The sequence below is a fragment of the Spongiivirga citrea genome (genome assembly GCF_010671565.1).
Taxonomy (GTDB): domain Bacteria; phylum Bacteroidota; class Bacteroidia; order Flavobacteriales; family Flavobacteriaceae; genus Spongiivirga; species Spongiivirga citrea.
Genome location: NZ_JAABOQ010000003.1, coordinates 592,744 through 613,671, shown reverse-complemented (window position 1 = coordinate 613,671; position 20,928 = coordinate 592,744). Strand labels below are relative to the sequence as shown.

The 20,928-nt window shown below is 35.8% G+C and carries 20 protein-coding genes; 3 read left to right on the top strand and 17 right to left on the bottom strand.

From position 1 onward, the window contains the following. Positions 1-130: 130 nt before the first annotated feature. Complete coding sequence (locus tag GWK10_RS09405) at positions 131-1,318, top strand: alpha/beta hydrolase-fold protein (RefSeq protein WP_164031897.1); 1,188 nt, start codon at positions 131-133, stop codon at positions 1,316-1,318. Positions 1,319-1,362: 44 nt separating this feature from the next. On the opposite strand, the gene GWK10_RS09400 is transcribed toward GWK10_RS09405, so the two are convergent. Continuing rightward, complete coding sequence (locus GWK10_RS09400) at positions 1,363-3,615, bottom strand: T9SS type B sorting domain-containing protein (RefSeq protein ID WP_164031896.1); 2,253 nt, start codon at positions 3,613-3,615, stop codon at positions 1,363-1,365. A 232-nt stretch (positions 3,616-3,847) separates the two neighbouring features. Here GWK10_RS09400 and GWK10_RS09395 point away from each other — a divergent pair, with 232 nt between their 5' ends. Then, positions 3,848-5,524, top strand: a complete 1,677-nt coding sequence (locus GWK10_RS09395; protein WP_164031895.1) for a glutamine--tRNA ligase/YqeY domain fusion protein — start codon at positions 3,848-3,850, stop codon at positions 5,522-5,524. A gap of 4 nt (positions 5,525-5,528) precedes the next feature. On the opposite strand, the gene GWK10_RS09390 is transcribed toward GWK10_RS09395, so the two are convergent. The 10 genes from GWK10_RS09390 to GWK10_RS09345 form a co-directional block, all read right to left on the bottom strand. Continuing rightward, on the bottom strand, positions 5,529-5,912 hold the full coding sequence (locus tag GWK10_RS09390; protein ID WP_164031894.1) for a hypothetical protein: 384 nt from the start codon (positions 5,910-5,912) through the stop codon (positions 5,529-5,531). Positions 5,913-6,072: 160 nt separating this feature from the next. After that, positions 6,073-6,588 carry a hypothetical protein gene (locus GWK10_RS09385; RefSeq protein ID WP_164031893.1) on the bottom strand — a complete coding sequence of 172 codons (516 nt, stop codon included), beginning with the start codon at positions 6,586-6,588 and terminating at the stop codon, positions 6,073-6,075. A gap of 70 nt (positions 6,589-6,658) precedes the next feature. After that, positions 6,659-7,594 (bottom strand): SPFH domain-containing protein, encoded by a 936-nt coding sequence (locus GWK10_RS09380; RefSeq protein ID WP_164031892.1) that lies wholly within the window; start codon positions 7,592-7,594, stop codon positions 6,659-6,661. Positions 7,595-7,689: 95 nt separating this feature from the next. Continuing rightward, complete coding sequence (locus GWK10_RS09375) at positions 7,690-8,265, bottom strand: cysteine hydrolase family protein (RefSeq protein ID WP_164031890.1); 576 nt, start codon at positions 8,263-8,265, stop codon at positions 7,690-7,692. Between the two features lie 144 nt (positions 8,266-8,409). Continuing rightward, the gene (gene gltX / locus GWK10_RS09370) at positions 8,410-9,924 is read right to left on the bottom strand and encodes a glutamate--tRNA ligase (RefSeq protein WP_164031889.1); all 1,515 of its coding nucleotides are present in this window, start codon (positions 9,922-9,924) and stop codon (positions 8,410-8,412) included. Between the two features lie 367 nt (positions 9,925-10,291). Then, positions 10,292-10,900, bottom strand: a complete 609-nt coding sequence (locus GWK10_RS09365; protein WP_164031888.1) for a DinB family protein — start codon at positions 10,898-10,900, stop codon at positions 10,292-10,294. Between the two features lie 69 nt (positions 10,901-10,969). Then, positions 10,970-11,527, bottom strand: coding sequence for a hypothetical protein (locus tag GWK10_RS09360; protein WP_164031887.1), 558 nt, complete (start codon positions 11,525-11,527; stop codon positions 10,970-10,972). Positions 11,528-11,648: 121 nt separating this feature from the next. Further along, positions 11,649-12,242: a hypothetical protein gene (locus tag GWK10_RS09355; RefSeq protein WP_164031886.1), complete on the bottom strand. Its 594-nt coding sequence runs from the start codon at positions 12,240-12,242 to the stop codon at positions 11,649-11,651. Between the two features lie 29 nt (positions 12,243-12,271). Continuing rightward, positions 12,272-14,128 carry an energy transducer TonB gene (locus tag GWK10_RS09350; RefSeq protein WP_164031885.1) on the bottom strand — a complete coding sequence of 619 codons (1,857 nt, stop codon included), beginning with the start codon at positions 14,126-14,128 and terminating at the stop codon, positions 12,272-12,274. A gap of 12 nt (positions 14,129-14,140) precedes the next feature. Continuing rightward, entirely contained in the window at positions 14,141-14,680 is a 540-nt protein-coding gene (locus tag GWK10_RS09345) for an RNA polymerase sigma factor (protein WP_164031883.1), read from the bottom strand. Between the two features lie 338 nt (positions 14,681-15,018). Here GWK10_RS09345 and GWK10_RS09340 point away from each other — a divergent pair, with 338 nt between their 5' ends. Then, on the top strand, positions 15,019-15,756 hold the full coding sequence (locus GWK10_RS09340; RefSeq protein ID WP_164031881.1) for a slipin family protein: 738 nt from the start codon (positions 15,019-15,021) through the stop codon (positions 15,754-15,756). Positions 15,757-15,857: 101 nt separating this feature from the next. On the opposite strand, the gene GWK10_RS09335 is transcribed toward GWK10_RS09340, so the two are convergent. The 6 genes from GWK10_RS09335 to GWK10_RS09310 form a co-directional block, all read right to left on the bottom strand. Next, positions 15,858-16,322: a hypothetical protein gene (locus GWK10_RS09335; RefSeq protein WP_164031879.1), complete on the bottom strand. Its 465-nt coding sequence runs from the start codon at positions 16,320-16,322 to the stop codon at positions 15,858-15,860. 26 nt (positions 16,323-16,348) lie between these two features. Next, a complete protein-coding gene (locus GWK10_RS09330) occupies positions 16,349-16,831 on the bottom strand; it encodes an AraC family transcriptional regulator (protein ID WP_164031877.1) in 483 nt (160 codons plus the stop codon). A gap of 88 nt (positions 16,832-16,919) precedes the next feature. Next, complete coding sequence (locus GWK10_RS09325) at positions 16,920-17,450, bottom strand: DUF4269 domain-containing protein (protein ID WP_164031875.1); 531 nt, start codon at positions 17,448-17,450, stop codon at positions 16,920-16,922. A gap of 174 nt (positions 17,451-17,624) precedes the next feature. Then, positions 17,625-18,071, bottom strand: a complete 447-nt coding sequence (locus GWK10_RS09320; RefSeq protein ID WP_164031873.1) for an ASCH domain-containing protein — start codon at positions 18,069-18,071, stop codon at positions 17,625-17,627. Next, positions 18,068-20,125 carry a PIN domain-containing protein gene (locus GWK10_RS09315; RefSeq protein ID WP_164031871.1) on the bottom strand — a complete coding sequence of 686 codons (2,058 nt, stop codon included), beginning with the start codon at positions 20,123-20,125 and terminating at the stop codon, positions 18,068-18,070. Before GWK10_RS09315 ends, GWK10_RS09320 begins: the two co-directional genes overlap by 4 nt. Positions 20,126-20,209: 84 nt before the next feature. Next, a complete protein-coding gene (locus tag GWK10_RS09310; protein WP_164031869.1) occupies positions 20,210-20,857 on the bottom strand; it encodes a hypothetical protein in 648 nt (215 codons plus the stop codon). Positions 20,858-20,928 lie beyond the last annotated feature (71 nt).

Sequence of the window (20,928 nt, the reverse complement as noted above, 5' to 3'; positions counted from 1 at the left end):
AAACTTAGGACTACTGTTTTACTCTAAACTTGTGTTAATTAAGGTGTTGATACGATTGATTTTTTTAACTTCAAGCTTGCTGAATATTACGGTTTTCTCTAACTGATTTATAGACCACTAATAACAACAAATGGGAAAAACTTTCTTTGTTGCCCTGCTTCTATTTTTAAACACACACTTGTTCGCGCAAAAAAACAAGAAGATTAATGAGGTTGGCTCTATTAAAATGTTTAATTCAGAGTCTCTTGGTGATCTTAGGGAAATTCAAATTTTTCTGCCTGAAGATTATTCTAACTCCCAGCAGAACTATCCTGTTTTGTATGTCTTAGATGGACAGCGCTATTTTTTGCATGCGGTAAGCCTTCAGAAGTCCTTTATTCAATTTCGTCAAACGCCAGGTTTTATTATCGTTGGAATAAACAAAAAGCAATCTGATAGAAACCGGAACTATAATTCAAACTCAAAAATATTTTTAGAATTTATTGAAAATGAGGTGATACGCTATATAGATTCAGAATTTAGAACATCGGACATCAGAATGTTATTTGGTTGGGGCTATGCTGGCGGCTTTGTTTTCGAGACTATGACATCCAACCCAGAACTATTTGACGCTTATATTGCAGCAAGTCCGTTCCCTTTGGAAAGCAAAATAAGTAAAATAGATGGCCTAATTAGCAATGTCCCAGGTTTTGATTCATCCATATATTTTACTTCCGAAATTGAGGAAGGGGGTGTTCTAAAAGGCTCAAGACAGCTAAGGGATCTTTTGTCTACCAAAGCCTCAAATAGCCTTCGTTGGACTTTTAAAGAATTAAAAGAAGAAGAACATCGCTCAACTCCTTTCACAAGCTTATATCACGGAATAACGAAGTATTTTGAATACTATCCTGAATTGCAATTTAAAAATCTAGAAGAATATGAAAAAGAAGGGGGATTCGATAACGTATTAAGCTATCACAAAAAAAGAGCTTCCCAATATGGGTTTGCTGAGGAATTAAGTGATTGGACTATGTTTAGTTTAACAAGAAATGTGATAAGAGCAAAAAACCTTGATCTATTTGATTTCTTTATGAAGCGATTTGAGAAAAGTGGTTTTATCGAAAGGTTGAACGTTAGTCGATCATGTTTAATTGCTGAATTTTATTTAGAGAATAATAGGCCTGAAAAAGCAATTGAAATATTTAAACGAATATCCAACGGAAACCCTGCTAGTATTAGGCCGTTACAAGGCTTAGCAGAGAGCTATTTAATTTTGAATAAGAAAGCTTTAGCAAGAAAATTTTTTAAAAAAGTAGAGAAATTAAACGAGCAAAATTAGATGAATATAATTTTTTAGGTTTTTCTAAAATTTAATTTAGACATCTATTTAAGAACTGTAATAGTGCCCTTTTTAAATAATATATTGTCTTTTGATATTGCGAAGTAGAATAATGAACCATCTTTAACCGCATTCATGTTCATTGATGAAGATCGCGGCCAATCATTTGCGTAGCGATTAGTTTCTAATACCGCATTTCCGTTCTTATCGTAAATAACCACGTTTACCTTTTCGCTATTAAAGCCTCCTGGCAATGTCCATGTATCATTTTTTCCATCTGAATTCGGACTAATTACATTCGGGATCAATCCGCTTAGGTTGAATTCGACAGTAATCGTTTTAGTAACCGTACAAGTACCTACCGAAGCTGTTAATGTATAGGTGCCTTCTTCTGAAACTGTGATATTGTTTCCTGAGGTTATTGCTCCTGTTAAATCATTTGTCCAAGTATAACTATCTGCTCCACTTACGGTAACAAGCTTTGTTGCACCTTCGGCAATTGCTATATAATCAGATGGAGAAATACTAACTGTATCCACATCAAAGTTTGTTATTACAATCTCATTTGAAGTTGAAGTACAACCAAAAGCTGAGGCTACGAATGTATAGGTTCCTATTTCATTAATATCAGTAGTTGATGCTGTTTCACCTGTAATTATCTGGCCATCTTTTAACCATTGGTATGTATAAGCCGGATTCAAGCTGTCATCACTTGATAAAGTGATCATATCGCTAGAACCTGGACATAATTTACTTTGTGTAGCGCTAATATTGATTGCTTCTAAACCTAGGCTAATTGCAACATTATTACTAGTTGCACTTAGTCCGTTGTTAGTCGCTGTTAACGTATAATTCCCATTTTCAGTTCTATCGCTTAATGTAATCTCATTGTGTGTGGCTCCTGCTAAGGCTGCAGCATCTTTAAGCCATTGGAAGGTGAATAATGAAAAATCAGCGCTATCAACAGGCAGTTTTAAAGCACCACCATTAGCAGTGGCTTCTAATTTTGTAATACTTAATGTTGTTGGCGGATTCCCACAAGCTTCATAACTAGCATCTGGTGCAATGGTTACTTCATACGCTTCTGGAGCATAAATATTGAATACTGGTGATTGTTTAACATCCGCACACGTACCTGAACCAGTAACTGTGGCTTGATAAGCACCTGGAGTATTAACCAATAAATCAAAAGATGTTCCGATTGGGGTCGTTCCTCCGTTTAAGAACCACTCTATAGTGCTTGAAGAGTCTGAACTTGTAACACTTAAGATTGTGCTCTGACTTGGTAACAATACTTGGTCTTCTGCAGTACTAGTTGAAACTGTAATTTCTGTTCCCGCATTATTTACATTAGTTGCACCTGAAGTGTCTTCACAACCATCTGTATTGGTAATGCGTACAGTATATTCTCCAAATGGAGTGGCATTTGAAACTGAGTAATTATCTAAACCTAAACCTCTTGCTACCTCAGTGCCATCCTGAAACCAAACATATTCGTAAGTAGGATCTGATGGACTTGCAGTCATCATAAAGGTATCGCCTAAACAAATTAAAGTGTCAGACTCAGTAATTGAAGCCTCAATACTATTGGCAGACATTGAAACTGTTACCAAACGGCTATTAACGCCAGCAGTATCAGTACACGGTCCGTAGTAAACCGCTGCATAATAATTTCCAGGTTCGGTAATCGTAATTGTATTTCCTGTTGGGTCTTGACTCCCATTTGGGTTATAAGGCACAAAATCCTTATACCATTGGTATAAAGGAAATGCATTGTTATTCAATTTTAAAGTAACATCGCCACCACCACAAATTGTATGACTGGTAGGTCCTTCTATTTGTAAGTTAATATCCGAAGATCTAGCGGTAAAATACGCTGGAAACGCCTCTGAAGCTGGTCCAATTTCTCCACTTTCGGATGCATGTAGTCTTATTCTGTAGTTTTCTCCATATACATCGGTTGGCAGTTGAATATTGGTGGTAAATGCCTCATTCGCACCTCCTGTCGGTATTGTTTTGTTCTCGCCCGTAATACCTGTTGCAACAAAAATCGGATTCGCATCATCAAAATTTCCATTTTCATCAGAAATTTCAATGCTAAACTCATTAGTACTACCAAAACCAGGTGCTCCATATTCAACATATACGCCAAAATCATTAAAACCACCACCATTATTATTGGGACAGGCAAAACTCACAAGCATATCCGTCGTCACAATACTTTGCGCATAGGAAGAAACGCTAATAGCTAGCGTCGCCAGAAAGATTAATACTTTGTTGTTTAGTAGATTGTACATGTTTTGATTATTGGGGTAATCAGCTGTAAGCATTTTACGATGCTTTCACCTATAGAACAATTAAAAGCCATTTTACCCTAACAGCATATCCCATTTTTAACACTTATTATGACTTGGTTAGCCTTTTGGTTACAATAGCTTATCGATTAAATACCGTTTTGGTAATTCACTATATCCACTACTTGAGATTACCTTATAAAATCCTACCTTTGGCGATTCAAATTCGATTACAATGTCAGAAGAGTACGAATCGCTCAATTTTTTAGAACAGATTGTTGAAGAAGACCTTAAAACAGGAGGCTATGAGGGGAAATTGCGTTTTCGTTTTCCGCCAGAACCTAACGGATATTTGCATATTGGTCACGTAAAAGCCATTTGCATTAATTTCGGGCTCGGAGAACGCTATAACGCACCCGTAAATCTTCGTTTTGATGATACTAATCCAGCAAAAGAAGAGCAAGAATTCGTCGACGGAATTAAACGAGATATTTCTTGGCTTGGTTTTGAATGGGATAAGGAATGCTATGCATCAGACTACTTTCAGCAGCTATATGATTGGGCCGTTGAACTTATAAAAGATGGTAAGGCCTATGTCGATTCTCAAACTTCTGAAGAGATAGCAGAGCAAAAAGGAACACCTACAAGTCCAGGTACTAATAGTCCATACAGAGATCGTAGCGTTGAAGAGAATTTAGCACTTTTTGAAGGCATGAAAAATGGCGATTTTGAGGAAGGAGCACATATCCTTCGGGCAAAAATCGATATGACAGCACCCAATATGTTGCTTCGCGATCCTGCAATGTATCGAATATTAAAAAAGACACATCACCGTACTGGTGATGATTGGTGTATTTACCCAATGTACGACTGGACACATGGTGAATCTGACTATATAGAGCAGGTTTCACACAGTTTATGCTCATTAGAATTTAAGCCACATCGTGATTTATACGAATGGTTTGTAGACGAAGTTTATACCTCAACAGACTTAAAACCAAAACAGCGCGAATTTGCCCGTTTAAACATGAGTTATACCGTAACAAGTAAGCGAAAACTGGCAAAATTAATTGAAAATGGTGTCGTTACTGGTTGGGATGATCCTAGAATGCCAACAATTTCTGGTTTACGAAGAAGAGGATACACTCCTACCGCATTACGAAAGTTTGTGGATACTGCAGGTGTCGCTAAACGAGATAATGTTATTGATGTTTCTTTATTAGAATTCTGTATCCGTGAAGATTTAAATAAAACATCACCTCGAGTAATGGCAGTTTTAAATCCGATAAAAGTTGTTATCACAAACTATCCTGAAGGCGAAGAAGAATGGCTAGAGGCTGAGAATAATCCAGAAGATGAGTCAGCAGGAAGCAGAAAAATTCCTTTTTCAAGAGAAATATATATTGAAAAAGAAGATTTTAGAGAAGAAGCGAATCGCAAATTCTTTAGATTGAAATTAGGCGGAGAAGTACGCCTTAAAAATGCATATATAATCAAGGCAGAGTCGGTTGTAAAAGATGAAAATGGTGAGATTACTGAGATTCATTGCACTTATGATGAAGATAGCCGCAGTGGAAGTGGTACCGAAGCTAGCTTACGTAAAGTAAAAGGCACCTTGCATTGGGTTTCTATAAAACATGCAATTCCTGCCGAAGTTCGCTTGTATGACCGTTTATTCTTAGATGAAGCGCCTGATAGTCATAAAGACAAAGAGTACATCGAATTTTTAAATCCGGATTCATTAGAAGTTATCACCGCTCAAGTTGAGCCAAGTTTAGCGAATTTAAATCCTGGTGATCGCGTTCAATTTCAGCGCAAGGGATATTTTAACGTTGATTTAGATTCGTCTAAAAACAAACTCGTCTTTAATAGAACGGTAGGATTAAGAGATAATTGGGCTAAGAAAAAGTAGAAGCCTACTTCTTCTTTTCCTTTTTAATAAGATAAGCTGTTTTTTGAAAAATGGTATTGGAAATAGCAACCCAATAGCGGTCTAATTTTTCTTGTTTATTAGTAGCTAAGACTAGCCTGTATTCTATATTAGTTGGATTAGTGCTTACACCAAGTACCTTCATTCGAACAAAACTTACTTGAATACTAGGAGGTCCTGTAAAAGGAGATTTTTGCCAATCGTCTTTGATTGGAGTTCCAATTGAGGTAACTGTCAGGTTCTTCTTTTTAAATTCTTGTACGATTTCTGGGGAAAACTCTTTACCATAAGACCTGTATAAGTGCCTAATGCCTGACATCGTAAATAACGCCAATAAAAATAGAACCAATATGACAAAGAATGTGTTCAATTTATTAAGAAATTATTCTTGCATTAACAAATAGGAATCATTACCATGTTCGCAAAACCATTCGAAAAATACATGTTAAACTTAACTGCTCAAAATGGAGTCGATAAGATGAATTTACTGCCAACTGGCAACTGGCAACTGCGGACTGAAGACTAATTCGTTACTGCGGTGTCATTACATCCGCAGGAATTACCATTTTCGTTTCGAAATCAGGAAATAATTGGGCTTTTAAAGGGCCGTTTAGCTGACTTGCTTCTATAAATGACCAATGCTTTTTGTCTTCTAGATAAATGCCCAACAAGTGGCTAGCGTTTTTCATTTTTTGTCCAGAGATTGACATATTTACTGTAGTCGCCACTAGACATCGATACTCCCCTTGCTCATTTACAAAGTCCTTAACACTATCTACCTTGTAATTATCAATTGAAACACCGTTGGTTTTCATCATATCTTTTAAGCTTTGCATTTGCTTTTTGATGTTTTCTTCACCTCCACCCATAGCAAATACATTGGGGTGTACATATTTCATCATACCATCAACATCCCAAGCCATTGTGGCCTCTCCAGATGCTTGAGCATCTGTTAGCGCTTGCGCTTTTAATTCATCTTCGGACTGAGCAACTAATGCACTTACTGATATAAAAAGTGCGCATACAAATAATGTAATCTTTTTCATGTGTATTTTTTAAAAAGAAGCAAGGGTCAAAAAACCCTTGCTTCTAACATTTGTTATTATTTAAACGATTTTATAGGTCGTTATTGTTCTTGCCTTTAGCTTTTTTCATCGCCTCGCCGATTTGATTACTAGCTGTAAAACTAGCAACCATGTCATTTAGCATAGTACTTCCCGCTTGTGGAGAGTTAGGCAGTAAGATTAAATTACTATTGGTTTCCTGACCTATAGACTGTAAGGTGTCATAGTGTTGCGTAACAACAATAAGGGCTGAAGCCTCTTGGGAGTTGATCCCCACTTTATTCAACACCTCAACCGACTCTTCCAACCCACGAGCAATCTCACGACGCTGGTCGGCAATACCCTGACCCTGTAAGCGCTTGCTTTCAGCTTCCGCTTTTGCTTTTTCTACAATAAGAATACGAGCAGCATCACCTTCAAACTGAGCAGCGATTTTTTCACGCTCTGATGCATTAATTCGGTTCATCGCTTCTTTTACTTGCGAATCCGGATCAATATCCGTCACTAAGGTTTTAATAATATCATAACCATAAGTCATCATCGCATCATTTAATTCCGATTTTACAGCGATCGCAATATCATCCTTCTTAACGAATACGTCATCTAATTTCATTTTAGGTACCTCAGCACGTACCACATCAAATACATAACTTGTAATTTGATCGTGTGGATAATCTAGCTTATAAAATGCCTCATAGACCTTATCACGAATTACTTTGTATTGTACCGAAACCTTTAACTTGACGAATACATCATCAAGGGTTTTTGTTTCTACAATGACGTCTAATTGTTGAATTTTTAAGCTCAATCGCCCTGCAATACGATCAACTAAGGGAATTTTTAGTTGTAAGCCGGAATGGCGAATACTCTGAAACTTACCAAAGCGTTCAACAATCACAGCCGTTTGCTGTTTCACAATAAAAAAGGCAGCGAAGAGAATAATCGCTCCAAAAAAGATAATAACCGGTAATAAATAAGATCCAATCATGTATATAATAGTTAGTGTTAGTAATAACCTAAGGAAAGGTACAACTATTTGTAGTATTTTTTGCGGGTTTGTTACAGTTGAAGTCCAAATTTGGACTAAAGATTCTCTAAGAATGCCTGTGTGTCGAGAATTGTGGCAAACTCATCTTTCAAACTCGCCATTGCTGTTTGATGCATAATTTCTGCATCAAATTTTTGTCCGTTGATGCCTATCATAGCAAAGGCAGCTGTAGCATCGGCAATAAGTGTCACATTAAATCCAATATTTGCTCCCATTCGTACTGAGGTCGATATGCAATGATTGGTTGTTAGTCCGACAATTACAATATTAGAAATATTAAGTTGTTTTAACTCATTTTCGAGCCCAGTTCCCACAAAAGCGCTATTGACGTTTTTAGTGTAAATAGGCTCGTTTTCGGCTGGTTTTACTTCATTTTTGATCTCAAAACCTACTTTTGTGGCTAATAATGGTGATTTTTCGTTTGTCGAACCATGTCGAACATGAAAGATGGGAAGATCCCTTTTTCGGAATTCAGATAAGATCAAACCAGCATTTTTCTCCGCATCTAGGTTATTCCGATTTCCCCCATAATAATCCCATTCGTCCAATCCCTTTTGGATGTCGATTAGGACTAGGGCTATGTTGGTATTTTCCATCTTAATAATCTCCATATTTTTCAAGTGTCAGTTCGAGTGTTTTTTAGTTTAAGCGGTAGCGCAAAGTAAAAAATGTATCGAGAACACTTATATATTAACAAGGTTCTCGATACAATCCCGATCGCGATCGAGATCACTCGAACTGACATTTTAGAACTACTACCCTAGTCTTTTGATCGCATTATGAATTCTATCTATAGATTCTTCTTTACCTAACATCGAAACAATCTCAAACACGTCAGGCCCCTGCAAAGAACCTACCAGACTCAAACGCAACGGCATCATCACTTTACCAAAGCCAATTTCTTTAGAAGTAATCCAGTTTTTAATAGTAGGCGTCACATTTTCTGATGAAAAATCATTGATTCCTTCAATAACCGAAATCAATTCTTGCATCAGCTCGTTTGTTCCTTCTTTCCAGGCCTTTTTGGAGGCTTTTTCATCATAACTTTCTGGTGCCTGAAAAAAGAAAGACGATAACTCCCAAAAATCACTTATAAATGTTGCTCGCTCTTTAAGCATTTGAACAATATTTTCAATGTTTTGTTCTGTTTTGATGCCTTTTTCATCCAAAATCGATGAAAATTGAGCAGAAATGATCGAATTATCTAATTTTTGCAAATATTGATGCTGATACCATTTGGTCTTATCTGGATCGAATTTTGCGCCTCCTTTATTCACCTTTGAAAGATCAAAAGCGGGTACCAATTCTTCTAGACTAAATAATTCTTGCTCGGTACCAGGATTCCAACCTAAAAACGCTAAGAAGTTTACAACAGCTTCTGGTAAATAACCATCTTCTTTATAACCTCTTGAAATATCTCCTGTCTTAGGGTCTTTCCATTCCATAGGGAATACCGGAAATCCCATTTTATCACCATCTCTTTTGCTTAACTTCCCTTTCCCAACTGGCTTCATGATCAATGGTAAGTGGGCAAATTTTGGAGCTTGCCACCCAAAAGCATCGTATAGTAATTGGTGTAATGCTAATGATGGTAACCACTCCTCACCACGAATTACATGGGTGATCTCCATTAAATGATCATCTACAATGTTTGCCAAGTGGTAGGTTGGCATACCGTCACTTTTAAAAAGCACCTTATCATCTAGGGTATTACTATCTATTTTAATTGAACCTCGAATTTCATCTTCTAACCTAACTGTTACTCCTTCTGGTGATTTAAAACGGATAACATATTCCTCTCCTGCATCAATTCGTTTTTGAACCTCATCCGCCGATAATGAAAGTGAATTGGTCAGCTTTAAACGATTATGCCAATTGTAAATAAAGGTCTTTCCTTTCGCTTCATGATCTTTTCGATGAAAATCAAGCTTTTCGGCAGTATCAAATGCATAATACGCCTTTCCGTTTTCAATTAACTCGTCCGCATATTGTCTGTACAAATGCTTGCGTTCACTTTGGCGATAAGGACCAAAACCAGCATCTTTACCAACGCCTTCGTCAAATGGGATTCCGCACCAATTTAATGCATCAATAATGTATTGCTCTGCTCCAGGAACATATCGCTTTTGGTCGGTGTCTTCAATTCGCAATACAAAATCACCACCGTGTTTTTTAGCAAAAAGATAGTTGAATAATGCGGTACGAACACCGCCAATATGTAAAGGTCCTGTTGGGCTAGGCGCAAAACGAACGCGGACTTTATGATTCATTTTTTATTGTTTATGAGCGGCAAAGATAGGCTATGATTTATGATTTACGAAGTGCGATTTTGGGAATTAAAATTCAAACAATTGAAAGAGTCAATTCCCTCGTGAATAGGATATCTACCAAATCAAAACAATTAACTCCCTTCCCTTGAGGACGACACAACGGGAGTTGGGGGCGAGGTGATGAAATTGCAAAGGGATGGGTGTTCACCGGTGCAGACTATAGAATAACATCTTAATTAGAAATTTTGGGCCAGTTACACCCCTCTAAATCTCCCCTCAAGGGGAGACTTAAAATAGAGAAGTTCTAAAAACAAAAAAACCGACAGCATTGCCATCGGTTTAGTAGTTGAATTTTGGTTGGTCTTCCCTATTTATCCGGGAATTCATCGTCTGCTAGCAATTCTTCTATTTGAAGAACGTGGCGCTCAGAATGTGCTGATAAAAACAGTACCATCTGGTATGCGTCTAATGTGCCAAATGGCATTTGCTGAAAGCGACCTCTAAGGTCGGCATCAGTGGTTTTTATAAACTCGATATTCGAAGTTCTTTTGGTTTTAAATGCTTTTAAAGTCTCATCGTATGATCCGAAACGGCCACTTGGTTTAAAAGGCTCGCTTGTTTTAACTTTATTACTACGGTCGACCATCATGGCAATTACCTGATCGTCTGGTGTCGCTTTTTCCGGCTTTGTAGTCGCTGCCTTGTCATCTGATTTTAAAAGCCCTTTCATTAAATTGAAAATAGAATTTTCTGAAATCGCAATATGCTCAACGCATTCTGCAATAGACCAAACGTCATTTGATGGTTTATAATTTAATTGCTCTTCCGAAAGTCCTTCAACAGCTTTTAACAAATGATCATGTGTTTTAGTTAAATACTCGGTAGCTTTAGCTCGTTCGGCGTCGGTTAATTTTGTGTCAGCATTGGTAAAACTTAGCAAAACGATTGCCAAGATCGGTAGGATTAGTTTTTTCATGATGAATATATTGGTTGGTAATCTTTTAATACAAGGTAAAGATATACGTTTTTGGTCTTAAATGCGAAGTTATCTTTTGTCTAGCTTTTCAGGCTGACTTGAATTGCTATCCACTTTCCAGAACTCATCTTCATAAATGGAGGTATACACCGCATGCACCTGAAATGGTGGGTCATCATCAGGTCCTACATTCAAATAGTAAAAAACACTGTCAAGCTTGGCAACCGGAATATTATAGGTAGAAAGTGAACGTTCTTCTCCAGGCATTAGAGTAGATCCTCTTCCTAAGGTTGCGTGCTGGGTTAAATAACCATAGTCCAGTAGCTTGGGAAATTGATCTTCAAACAAATTTTCAGTATCCAACGGAAATGTTTTTCCTTTATAAGTAAAGTAAATAGAGTCGATTATTGCTGGGCCCAATCCTTTATTTTCAAGTACTTGTTGAAAAACCACAAGGGTATCATTCCCGCCTTGATTAATGGTAAAATCTAAACGCGGTTTTACAGAGAGCTTACTTTGCTCCCTAATAATTCCGGTCTGGTAAATAAAAATGATTAGTGTTAACAAACTGATGATCATTGCAGAAATTCCCAACAATCTATCTGTTTTGATTTTTTTGAACTTCATTTTCCAAGTTGGTTTAGCTATTTACTATCTCAAAAGATAGCTAATCTTTTCCTACTTGTCTTAAAATTAGCGAAGTTGTTACAAAGGATTGTACACTCCTAAAACTAGTTACGGCATTTTTCTACTGAAACATCATTTCAAATATTAGATAGTGTTTTATCCCAAATTCTTTTCCCCAATTCGCAACATCTTTTCCACTAGTATCTACTGCGCACCAATATTTAAAATCGCCTTTTTCATAGGGCAAGATATAGGCGAAGGCATAGAAGTTTTTCCCATATGCTATTGATTCGCTTACACCAACATCCCTTAAGCTGTAATCGTCAGATTGGGTTGCTTCATATTTTCTTTCAAACCCAAAATTTGGAAAACGAAACCATAATTTAAGTTTGGATTCATCGGTGCGCTTTGCATACACCTTTAGGTTCAGTGTATCAGACGTAGTTTTTGGTATTTTCTTGAAGTTAGACGTATTGACTATGGTATCTATCCGCCTCACAGCACCATCCCACATTTCTTTACAGATAAGTACATAATCCTTTCTGGTAATTTCTTTTCCTATAAACTGCACTTTATAGAAATCAATTTTTTCGAAATACAGCAAATCGGATAATTCTTGATTTTCAGTGGAATATTCAGTCGTCATTTTTACATCTTGACCATATATTATGGTGCTTACTAATAGGCATATTAGTATGCTTATTGTTCTTTTCATTATGTAGGTTTTTTGTTTTGTGAGTACCGTTATTCGGTTGCAGTAGCTTTCTCAACAGCCTCTCGAATTTGTTTTAGGGTCATTTCTTTGAAGTCGAGATCGAGTTGAAGTCCTTTGGCAGTTTTCAGCTCTTTTATTGCCAGATATAGTTTACCATCTATTTTTTTAATGGCTAGCAAAAGTGCAGGTATATTTGAAGGAACAGATCCAAAATCAACAGCATTAGATAGTACTCTTCCAGGTAAAACAGATCGTATGTTTTTAAATACAAGTTTGATTTTTGAGCCTTTCGCATCTTTTATTTTTACGATCATCTTCTGGTTTGCTCCTCGGAATCGATCGCAATTAATCCAGCCTAATTTAGTGCCACTAAATACATAGGCGTTAATCTCTGGGGTCGATAATGTTGATGGATCTCTGTTTTCAATTCTTGCTTGGAATGTTGCTCGCGTAGCAGAATCAGATTTCCTTTTTCGAAAAACCTGATCCGACCCTAAAATTACATTTTTGGTATTCACATTAAAATCGATCGGTATAGAAAACGGCACATTTACATCTCGTCCCCTTTGTCTGCCTGGTATCATTCTAGGTATTAATCCAATAACACGCTCCGCTTCTTGATTTAAAAATGTGTAGTCTCCCCTCGACCGAATTCTTGAGATGCTTCCTGTGCTGTCAATAACAAAATTCACATAAACTGTTTGCCTTCCCACAATTCCAAGTGACTCAGGAAGATCATTATTTAAATTAGCCGCAATAAATGACTTGAGTTTAGATTGGAAACATGCCCGTTGCTGACTTTCTACCACATCTTCGCAACCAGGAAAAACTGGCACCTCATCAACTACAGCAAAAGGAACGTCAACATTTTCAAATTCCTCTAAAATAATAGCCTTGGGCTCAAATGGAATAAGTGAATCAATTTCACTTTTCTCTATTTCACTTAAAACCCAATTAATCCCATCCTCATTCTCCTCACCATAAAACAACTGCATTCCTTCCTTATTCTTCTTTTTTGGGAATTCAATAGTCATCGGTTTAGTTTTGTCCAACTCCAATTCTTGACCGTTTTTCTTGGCGGTTATACGAAGCATGCCACCTGTTTCAAGTAGTTGCCCGTTAGAGCTTGTAGAAAGATCAGCCAGTACGATATCCGCCAATTTATAATATTCTTCAACTTTCAAGTCCACCTTGCCGCGAACCAGTTTCTTAGTTTTTTTATTGATAAACGAATGCTTTTTAAAGGTCAGTTTTGTGCCTTCTTTGCATATAATAGTGATTTCCTTTTCGGTATTGACCAGATAGGTTTCTGGTGATTTTCTAATCGGATCGAAATCGGGTTTTTCAATCGCAATTGCTACCTCTTTTTCCTCTGAAACAGTTGCTTCTTCAGTAATAATATCAGTTTCCTCGACAGCTGATTTCTCATTGGAAATCTCCTCAACAATGCTTGATTTTTCAACTAAAATTATCTTGCTTTTATCAGTAATACTGTCGGTTTCAGTGTATAAAATTTCTTGTTTTTCCTCTTCAACTTTCAGAGTGTCTTCTACAAAAACTGATTCTTCTTCCACGACTGGAGGAGTAATTACCGCTTCTTCTTTTTGTGTAATCTGAAATGCTACAACACCTAAAACAATTACCAATCCGGCAATAAAAATGCCTTTAATCCATTTTGCTTTTATATAGCCGCTTCGTGCATTTGAAATCTCATTTTTTAGTTGAACACGCTCGAATCCGCCAAGGAAAATAAGCTGATCTTCATAGGCTTCTTTTAAGTCTGTGTCTGTTTCTAATTTCTTTTTAAAATCCGATTTTTCTGATGCCGAAAGTTCGTTATTGAGGTATTGATTTATATAAGTAATGATGTCGTTATACGTTTCCATGATGTGCTCGAATTAAGATTGAACGGTTTGATTGGTTCTAAAGATGTCTTTTGCTTTTTGCAGGCATTTGTACTTCTGGTTTTTTGCAATTTTTTCTGATTTAAATTGCATTAACTCGGCTATCACTTTAAACGGTTGTTTTTGGTGATAAAATAGCTGCAAAAGCTGTTGACATCGCGCTCCTAATTCTCGGAAAGCGGACTCGGCTTGTTGAAATTTCTTTTCCTCTAAAATGGAATGAAAAACGGAAACCTCATCTTGTTTTAGGTTGTGTAATTCCTGTTTTGAAAATTGTTTTTGCATGTCTTTCCACACAAATCGCGATACGGAATAGAGATAAGTGTAAAAACTTGCTGTTAGTTGAAAGTCTGATTTTTGAAGGTTACGATGCAGTATGATCAGTGCTTCCTGAAACACATCTTGTGCATCAATTTTACTGCCTCCTTTGGCGCGGATTAATTTTTCAATTTTTGGGTATAGTTTGTACAGCTGTCGAAACGCTTTATCCCGCTTTCCCGTCTTAAATAGCAATACAATATCCTGATCACTCATAAAGGTTGTTTACCTCTTAATGGTGTTTTTTAGAAAAGGTCTCCAAAAAAATTAAAATGACTCTTGGTTGTGCAAGATAATGACTGATTAAAAATAAGAACACTATTAATCCTTTAAATCAAGAAAGCGAACTGCAATTTCTCTCTTGTTTTAGGGCGCTTATCTCAACTGACGGATATCATTTTAGCATCACGCCTTTATTTCGTATCTTATCTAGGCACTTGAAACCAGAAAATATCCCCAACTTCTTCTTTTTCGGTAAAGCATCCTAATAAAAAGTGTCAATGGCACTTTTATCTCTTTTTGTTATTTGTAATAACACTTTAAAACTCATAGTTATGAACCCTTTACTATTAAGCGCAATACTCTTTGGTATCTTTTTACTAGCCGGAGTACGCATTATTTTTGAATACAAACGAGCCTTAAAATTCCGATTTGGTAAATACATTAAAACCTTGAGTCCTGGCTTCAGATGGATTATTCCCATTGTAGAAACGGTTCAAATTGTCGACGTGCGTGTGATTACCATCAATGTCGTATCACAAGAAGTAATGACCGAGGATAATGTGCCCTGTAGTATTGATGGGGTGGTGTTTTTTAAAATTAACGATCCTGAACGGGCGGTCCTTGAAGTTGAAGAATATGCCTTCGCCATCACACAACTATCGCAAGCGGCACTTCGTGATGTATGTGGTAAAGTAGAGTTGGATACGATATTGTCAAAACGCGAGGAAATGGGTAAAAACATTAAATCGATTGTGGAGCAGGAAACCCAGGAATGGGGAATTGAAATTATCGATGTCAAGATCAAAGACATTCAGCTACCCGAAAATATGAGACGTATGATGGCTAACCAAGCCGAGGCCGAACGCTCAAGAAGAGCACGTATTATCCTGGCAACGGCGGAAGAGCAAGCGGCTGACATGTTGTTGCAAGCCGGTAAGAAAATTGACCAATCGCCATCGGCAATAAAGCTTCGTTTATATCAAACCTTGTCGAATATTGCGGCTGAGAAAAACTCAACCATATTGTTCCCATTCCCGGAGGAAGTACTGCCAAGAAATACAAAAGAGTGATATATTAAATCGGTTTGTTTCTCCTAACTATAACAAAAAATATCCCGACCAGAATAACATCTTTAGGCCGGGATATTTAATAGTAGTATGCTTTCAAAACCTTATCTGCTTTGTTTGCAACACCAGCGTTCGCGTCCCGTTCTACCTGCCCAAAAAGGCTTGAGCTTTTCATCTCTTAAAACAGTTAGCTTATCGTTGATTATTAATTGCTTCGCAATATAATGTTCTGCGGGTAGCATCTCGGTACGAAAGCCTTTTACGATAATACTTTTGCCCTTAACATCGGTTACAAATTTTGAAACCTCAACGGTTGGACCTAAGTGAATATTCAGTGTTTTTTTGTCTGCTGTTTTTATAAATAGATGGGTTCCTGAAAGCGATCGCCCACTTGTATATTCGCAAGGACCCTCTTCCAAAGATGTTACCTCACCTTTCAATTCAACAACTTCAGCATTGATGCCTTGATTGCACATTCCTTTCTTTTCTCCGACTCCTTTTTGCGCATATCCTGTCGTGGCAACAATCATTAGCAGTGCGAAGCCAATTAATTTAATTCGTGTTTTCATTATAAGTGTTTTAGTAATAATTATTCTTAAAGTGCGATACAGATATCGACTAGGTGTTTTCCTTCCGGATGTGTGCTTGGGTCGTTTTTATAAGACTCATACATGACTTCGGATGTTGGCTTCATGTTGTTTTTATGTATAAACTCATACATTTCCTTCCAGGCATCACCATATTCGCTAGGGTCGAGTTCAAACGATCCTACTACATATTCTCCTCCTGGAAGTTCCATCTTTTTAATGGGGCCTTCCGTTTCTGTATCCTCTGGTACGGTAAACCCGACCTTTATGGTTTGTTGATCTTCGGGAATGTTTTTTTCATCCTGATAAATACTGACTGATTGTGTATGCGGGTTTTGAAGAATGCCTTTGGGAGCCGCCCACTCCATAACCTTATTAAATAAGTTTCCAAAAAGCTCGGTGTCGCCTTTATAAGGTCCGGTATGACTAATGTATGCTACCGTATGTTTTGGTAGTGTTGTTTTTACGATGTTGGATGTGATTACTGCCATGATTTCTTATTTTTTGAGATTGATATACTTGGTGAATATCCCTCAAAGAAATGGCAGTTAGTAAGAAGGGGCAATGATATTGGTCAAGTCAATTAAATAGATCAATCTTTAATAAGGCTTTATAAGGATCTCCGCTTAAACCTAAAAGTTTTGCAAATGCGGGTTCTGTTTTTAGCCCCTCTGATTTTAGCTTTCTTATTTTAGATCTAAACGCTGGGCCTTTTGATTTTAAAATGTTGTCTTCGATGATCATGTGCCGGTAGGCATTCTGTTCTTTGACAGGAATATCTTGTCCGAAAATCTCAATTTCAAAGTGCTTGCCTCTAAATTTTGCGGTTGTGCATTCCACTCCATGACGATCGTATGTCCTGATTTCAAAACCTGTTTTGTCGGCAAATAATTCTGAGAGTCTTGTTGAAAATTCAATGTGGTTTTTGCATTGGCATATAATATCTAAATCACTATCGCGTATGTCAATATCAATGGGGATGGTACCTGTTAAAATGGGATGGTAGGTTTTAAGGTTCTCAAAAATTTTCAATGCTTTGAGTTCTTGATATGCTTTTTGTTGCCTTTGATTGCCCAATTTTAAATATTCGATGGTTGTGAAGTTAGTCATTGGGGTTATCTTCTATTTAATAGACAGCCACCGTCGACAATAAAGCTTCGTTTGTACCAAACCTTGTCGAATATTGTAGCAGACAAAAACGCGACCATATTATTCCCGTTTCTAGCGTAAGTGTTATCTAGGAAATGAACTATATACTTGTTATGATCCGCCTTTTATGTAGAATTAAGACAATAATTCTCTTAATGAGCTATAGTTAATTAGGTTCTTATCAACATAACTATAAGTTTGAGGAGGCATAAACCCCGGAATCATGTTTTTAATATTATCAAGTTTTATTGAGTGTTTAAACAGGTTTTTAACTTCAAGTAATTGAATCCCGAAAGCACTGGTGTTTTCCTTATAGTAGTCATTAAATTCTTGCTTTGAAATTCCTGTTTTCTCGCCAAAATTTTTCCATAATGTGTTCGGTTTTTCTTTTATTATATTTTCAATTTTATATACTCCCCAGAGTTCTTTAACTGGAGCGGTAACATAAATTAAGATAAAACCATCTTTCCCAACTTTTTTTGGAGCACATTTGCGCAACTCAATAGTTTTTTCTCCTTTCAGTATTTTCTTAGCATATTCTGGCTTGACAGAAATAATTAATAAATCATTATTGTAAATCATATACCCATTCCTAATTTATAAAAAGATAAGTATGTTTCGCTTTTGATTTTTCGCGGAGAGACTAACATAAACTTTTTATTTTCTATAACTTCAAATTGATCACAAATATTTTTCAAAGAAATAGAACTTTTGAACAATTCTGTATCTGAAAAAACAAATGCCATTAATTTATCCTTTTTACCCGCTGTTTGGACAATATGTTTCCATTTATAAATTCCTAACTTTTCAAATTGTTTGAACAATTTTTTTGGATTGTCAATGAATATTTCGTCAATATATGAAGAAGCTATTATACTCCCTTTTTCATTCGTTAACTTATTTTCACTAACATACCATAAAACTCTTGCAGGTGCATTTAATATTCTGGGTGAGGAGGATCGATAGTAGACATTTTCCCGATTAAGTAGAAGTTCGTATTGGGGTTCAAACAAAGCTAACTTCTGTTTTGATCTATCGTTAAATAATTCTTCTGCCCAATGTGGTTTAATCGGTACAATAAAGTTTGGTATTTCAAGGTCTTTAAGTTTTAGAGGAGATAGGAATCTTTCAAACTGATATTTTTTTAGAAGTTTTTGTCCATTATTAAATTCATGGAATATTTCTTCAATTTTTTCAATCACTTGTTTTGTAAAAAAATCTTCTTCTAACTCTTTATGAATTTCACTTGAATCTAGCACCCCATTTATATTTATTTTGTGCCATGAAGCTCCAATTTTTATAAATCTCGCTTCTTGAATATTTGTTTCGATGTCATTATCTAAAAATTCTTCGGTTATTTCAATAAACGTTCTATTCTCTTTAATTGAAGTCAAAATTGATTTAAATAAAAGATGTTTTGACAAAGTTGTTTTCAGGTTGCTATTTAAAAATCTAAAGGCTGGAATTCTTAATTTATCATCCAAACTTCTATCAAAAATTAGAAAAGCTAACAAAGTATCCTCTTTTGAAATCCTAATGAGTTCAAATTTATCGGGAAAGGATAGCGAATCTCTTACTATTTTTTGAAAACGACTTTTTCTTTCTGTAGGCTTTAAAAAAGTATCTATAAATTTATTGATATTACCACTCTTTATTCTAGTTGAACTTATATTTGTTCCTATTAGTGTTTGTGGCCTGTATTTAGAAACTTGAATATTCTCGTCTAAATGAGTAATAAATTCGCTTGGTCTGTAAATGATTAAATTATATTGTTTGAAAAACTTTTTATTGCTCAATATAACCCCATCTCGAGTGATAAAAAATTTAGCGCCTCCAGCGATTGAGTATGCTATATGTTTCAGGTCTGAATTATCATTCTTATGTTTCAGAGGGAACTCTGATTTTAATTCTTGGTGAATTCTTGAAAATTCTTCTTCATCCCTAAAGGGTAATTCTTTGAAATATCTTAATAGTTTTCTACTTGATTTTTTTAATTCTGGAGTACTTGCCTTGTTAATTTCATTATGGATTTCTCTGGTATAAAAGAGAATTGCTTCGGATAATAACCAATCACTTTTTAAGGCTAAGCTTTCCTTTTCTCTACCTTCTTTTAAATCGAGAAAAATGTTCATGTCTATTACAGCAACAATTTTGTTGTTTAGCTCATATTCCGATATTTGGGTAAGGAGATTCTCTTGGTAATGGGGAAACCACCAAATCGTTAAAGGTAAACCTCTTTTACTTCTACCCGTTTTTTCTATAATAGGAACGAAATTGAATTTTTCCCAAACTTTATCAATTCCATAATCATTTCGACAACTTAATTTTATACCATCATATTGCCTAGTGTGCTTTTTTAAATAATCTACAAGTTTATTTGCGGTACTACTCTTCCTTCTATTCTTACTAATACATAAATGAACAATAGTAACTTTATTGTAAGAAATTCGATAAAGAAGATATCCAAGTAATTCATTCGTGCCTTTTTCAAATGCACCAATCAACTGATTTAGTTTGGCATATTTTTCAAATGCTATAAAAGGTAAAAAACCAAGAGTTTTAGAGTTACTGTCGCCTAATTTAACCGCATTTCTAAATTCTTTAGAGGAGGCGTTATTAATTATTCTTATTATCAACTAGAAATATTTTACAGAATGAGGTTATAACTTTGTAGATGGTTTAGGCTTTCTAAAGGCCTTAAAGGGTTATATTCCTTCCAGCTACGGTTTATATGTGTATATTTTATTTAAAAACTCACGAATAGTTCTCACAAAAAACCTAATTGATTTATCATCATTAAACTCGATTTTATAGTATTCAGATCGCCCAAGAACTTTTATATGCTTGATTTCCTTTATAGCATTTATCCTTGTTTTAGTTTCAGTTATTTTTAATCTAGAATTTGACGAATGCACAAATACATTTCTCAAATGGTTAAGTTTAGTAATTTCTTTCCATTCGTTATTCATTTCTTCAAAGTCAATTTTAGATACTTTTTCTAAATATTTTTTAAATTTAAAAATTCCTTTGCCAGATATATCCTCAATTTTTATTCGTTCGTTTGTCTCAGCTATCCTACAAAGACGCAGCAAAGATTGCTCTAAAAAAGAATAAATTGATATTATAATTGTGCTATAATACAGCTGCAAGTTCTTTTGTTTTATATAAACATCTATTGGGTCAAAAATGATCTCTTTATCAATTTCAGATGCACCATTGTATTCGTTTAGGTATTTTTTTATTTTAAGTTCTATTTGTTCATTCGTTAAATCTAGAAATTCAATGAACGAATCTAATTCAAAATCAATTTCAGAGTAGTGGAAATCATCCGTTATAAATATTTTTCTTATTGGTCTTCCTAATCCCATTTTTTTATTTTACCTAGCCGCCGCGGGTTTTATTATTTGTCTTTCTTTTAAATGCCAAAACTGTTATTTTT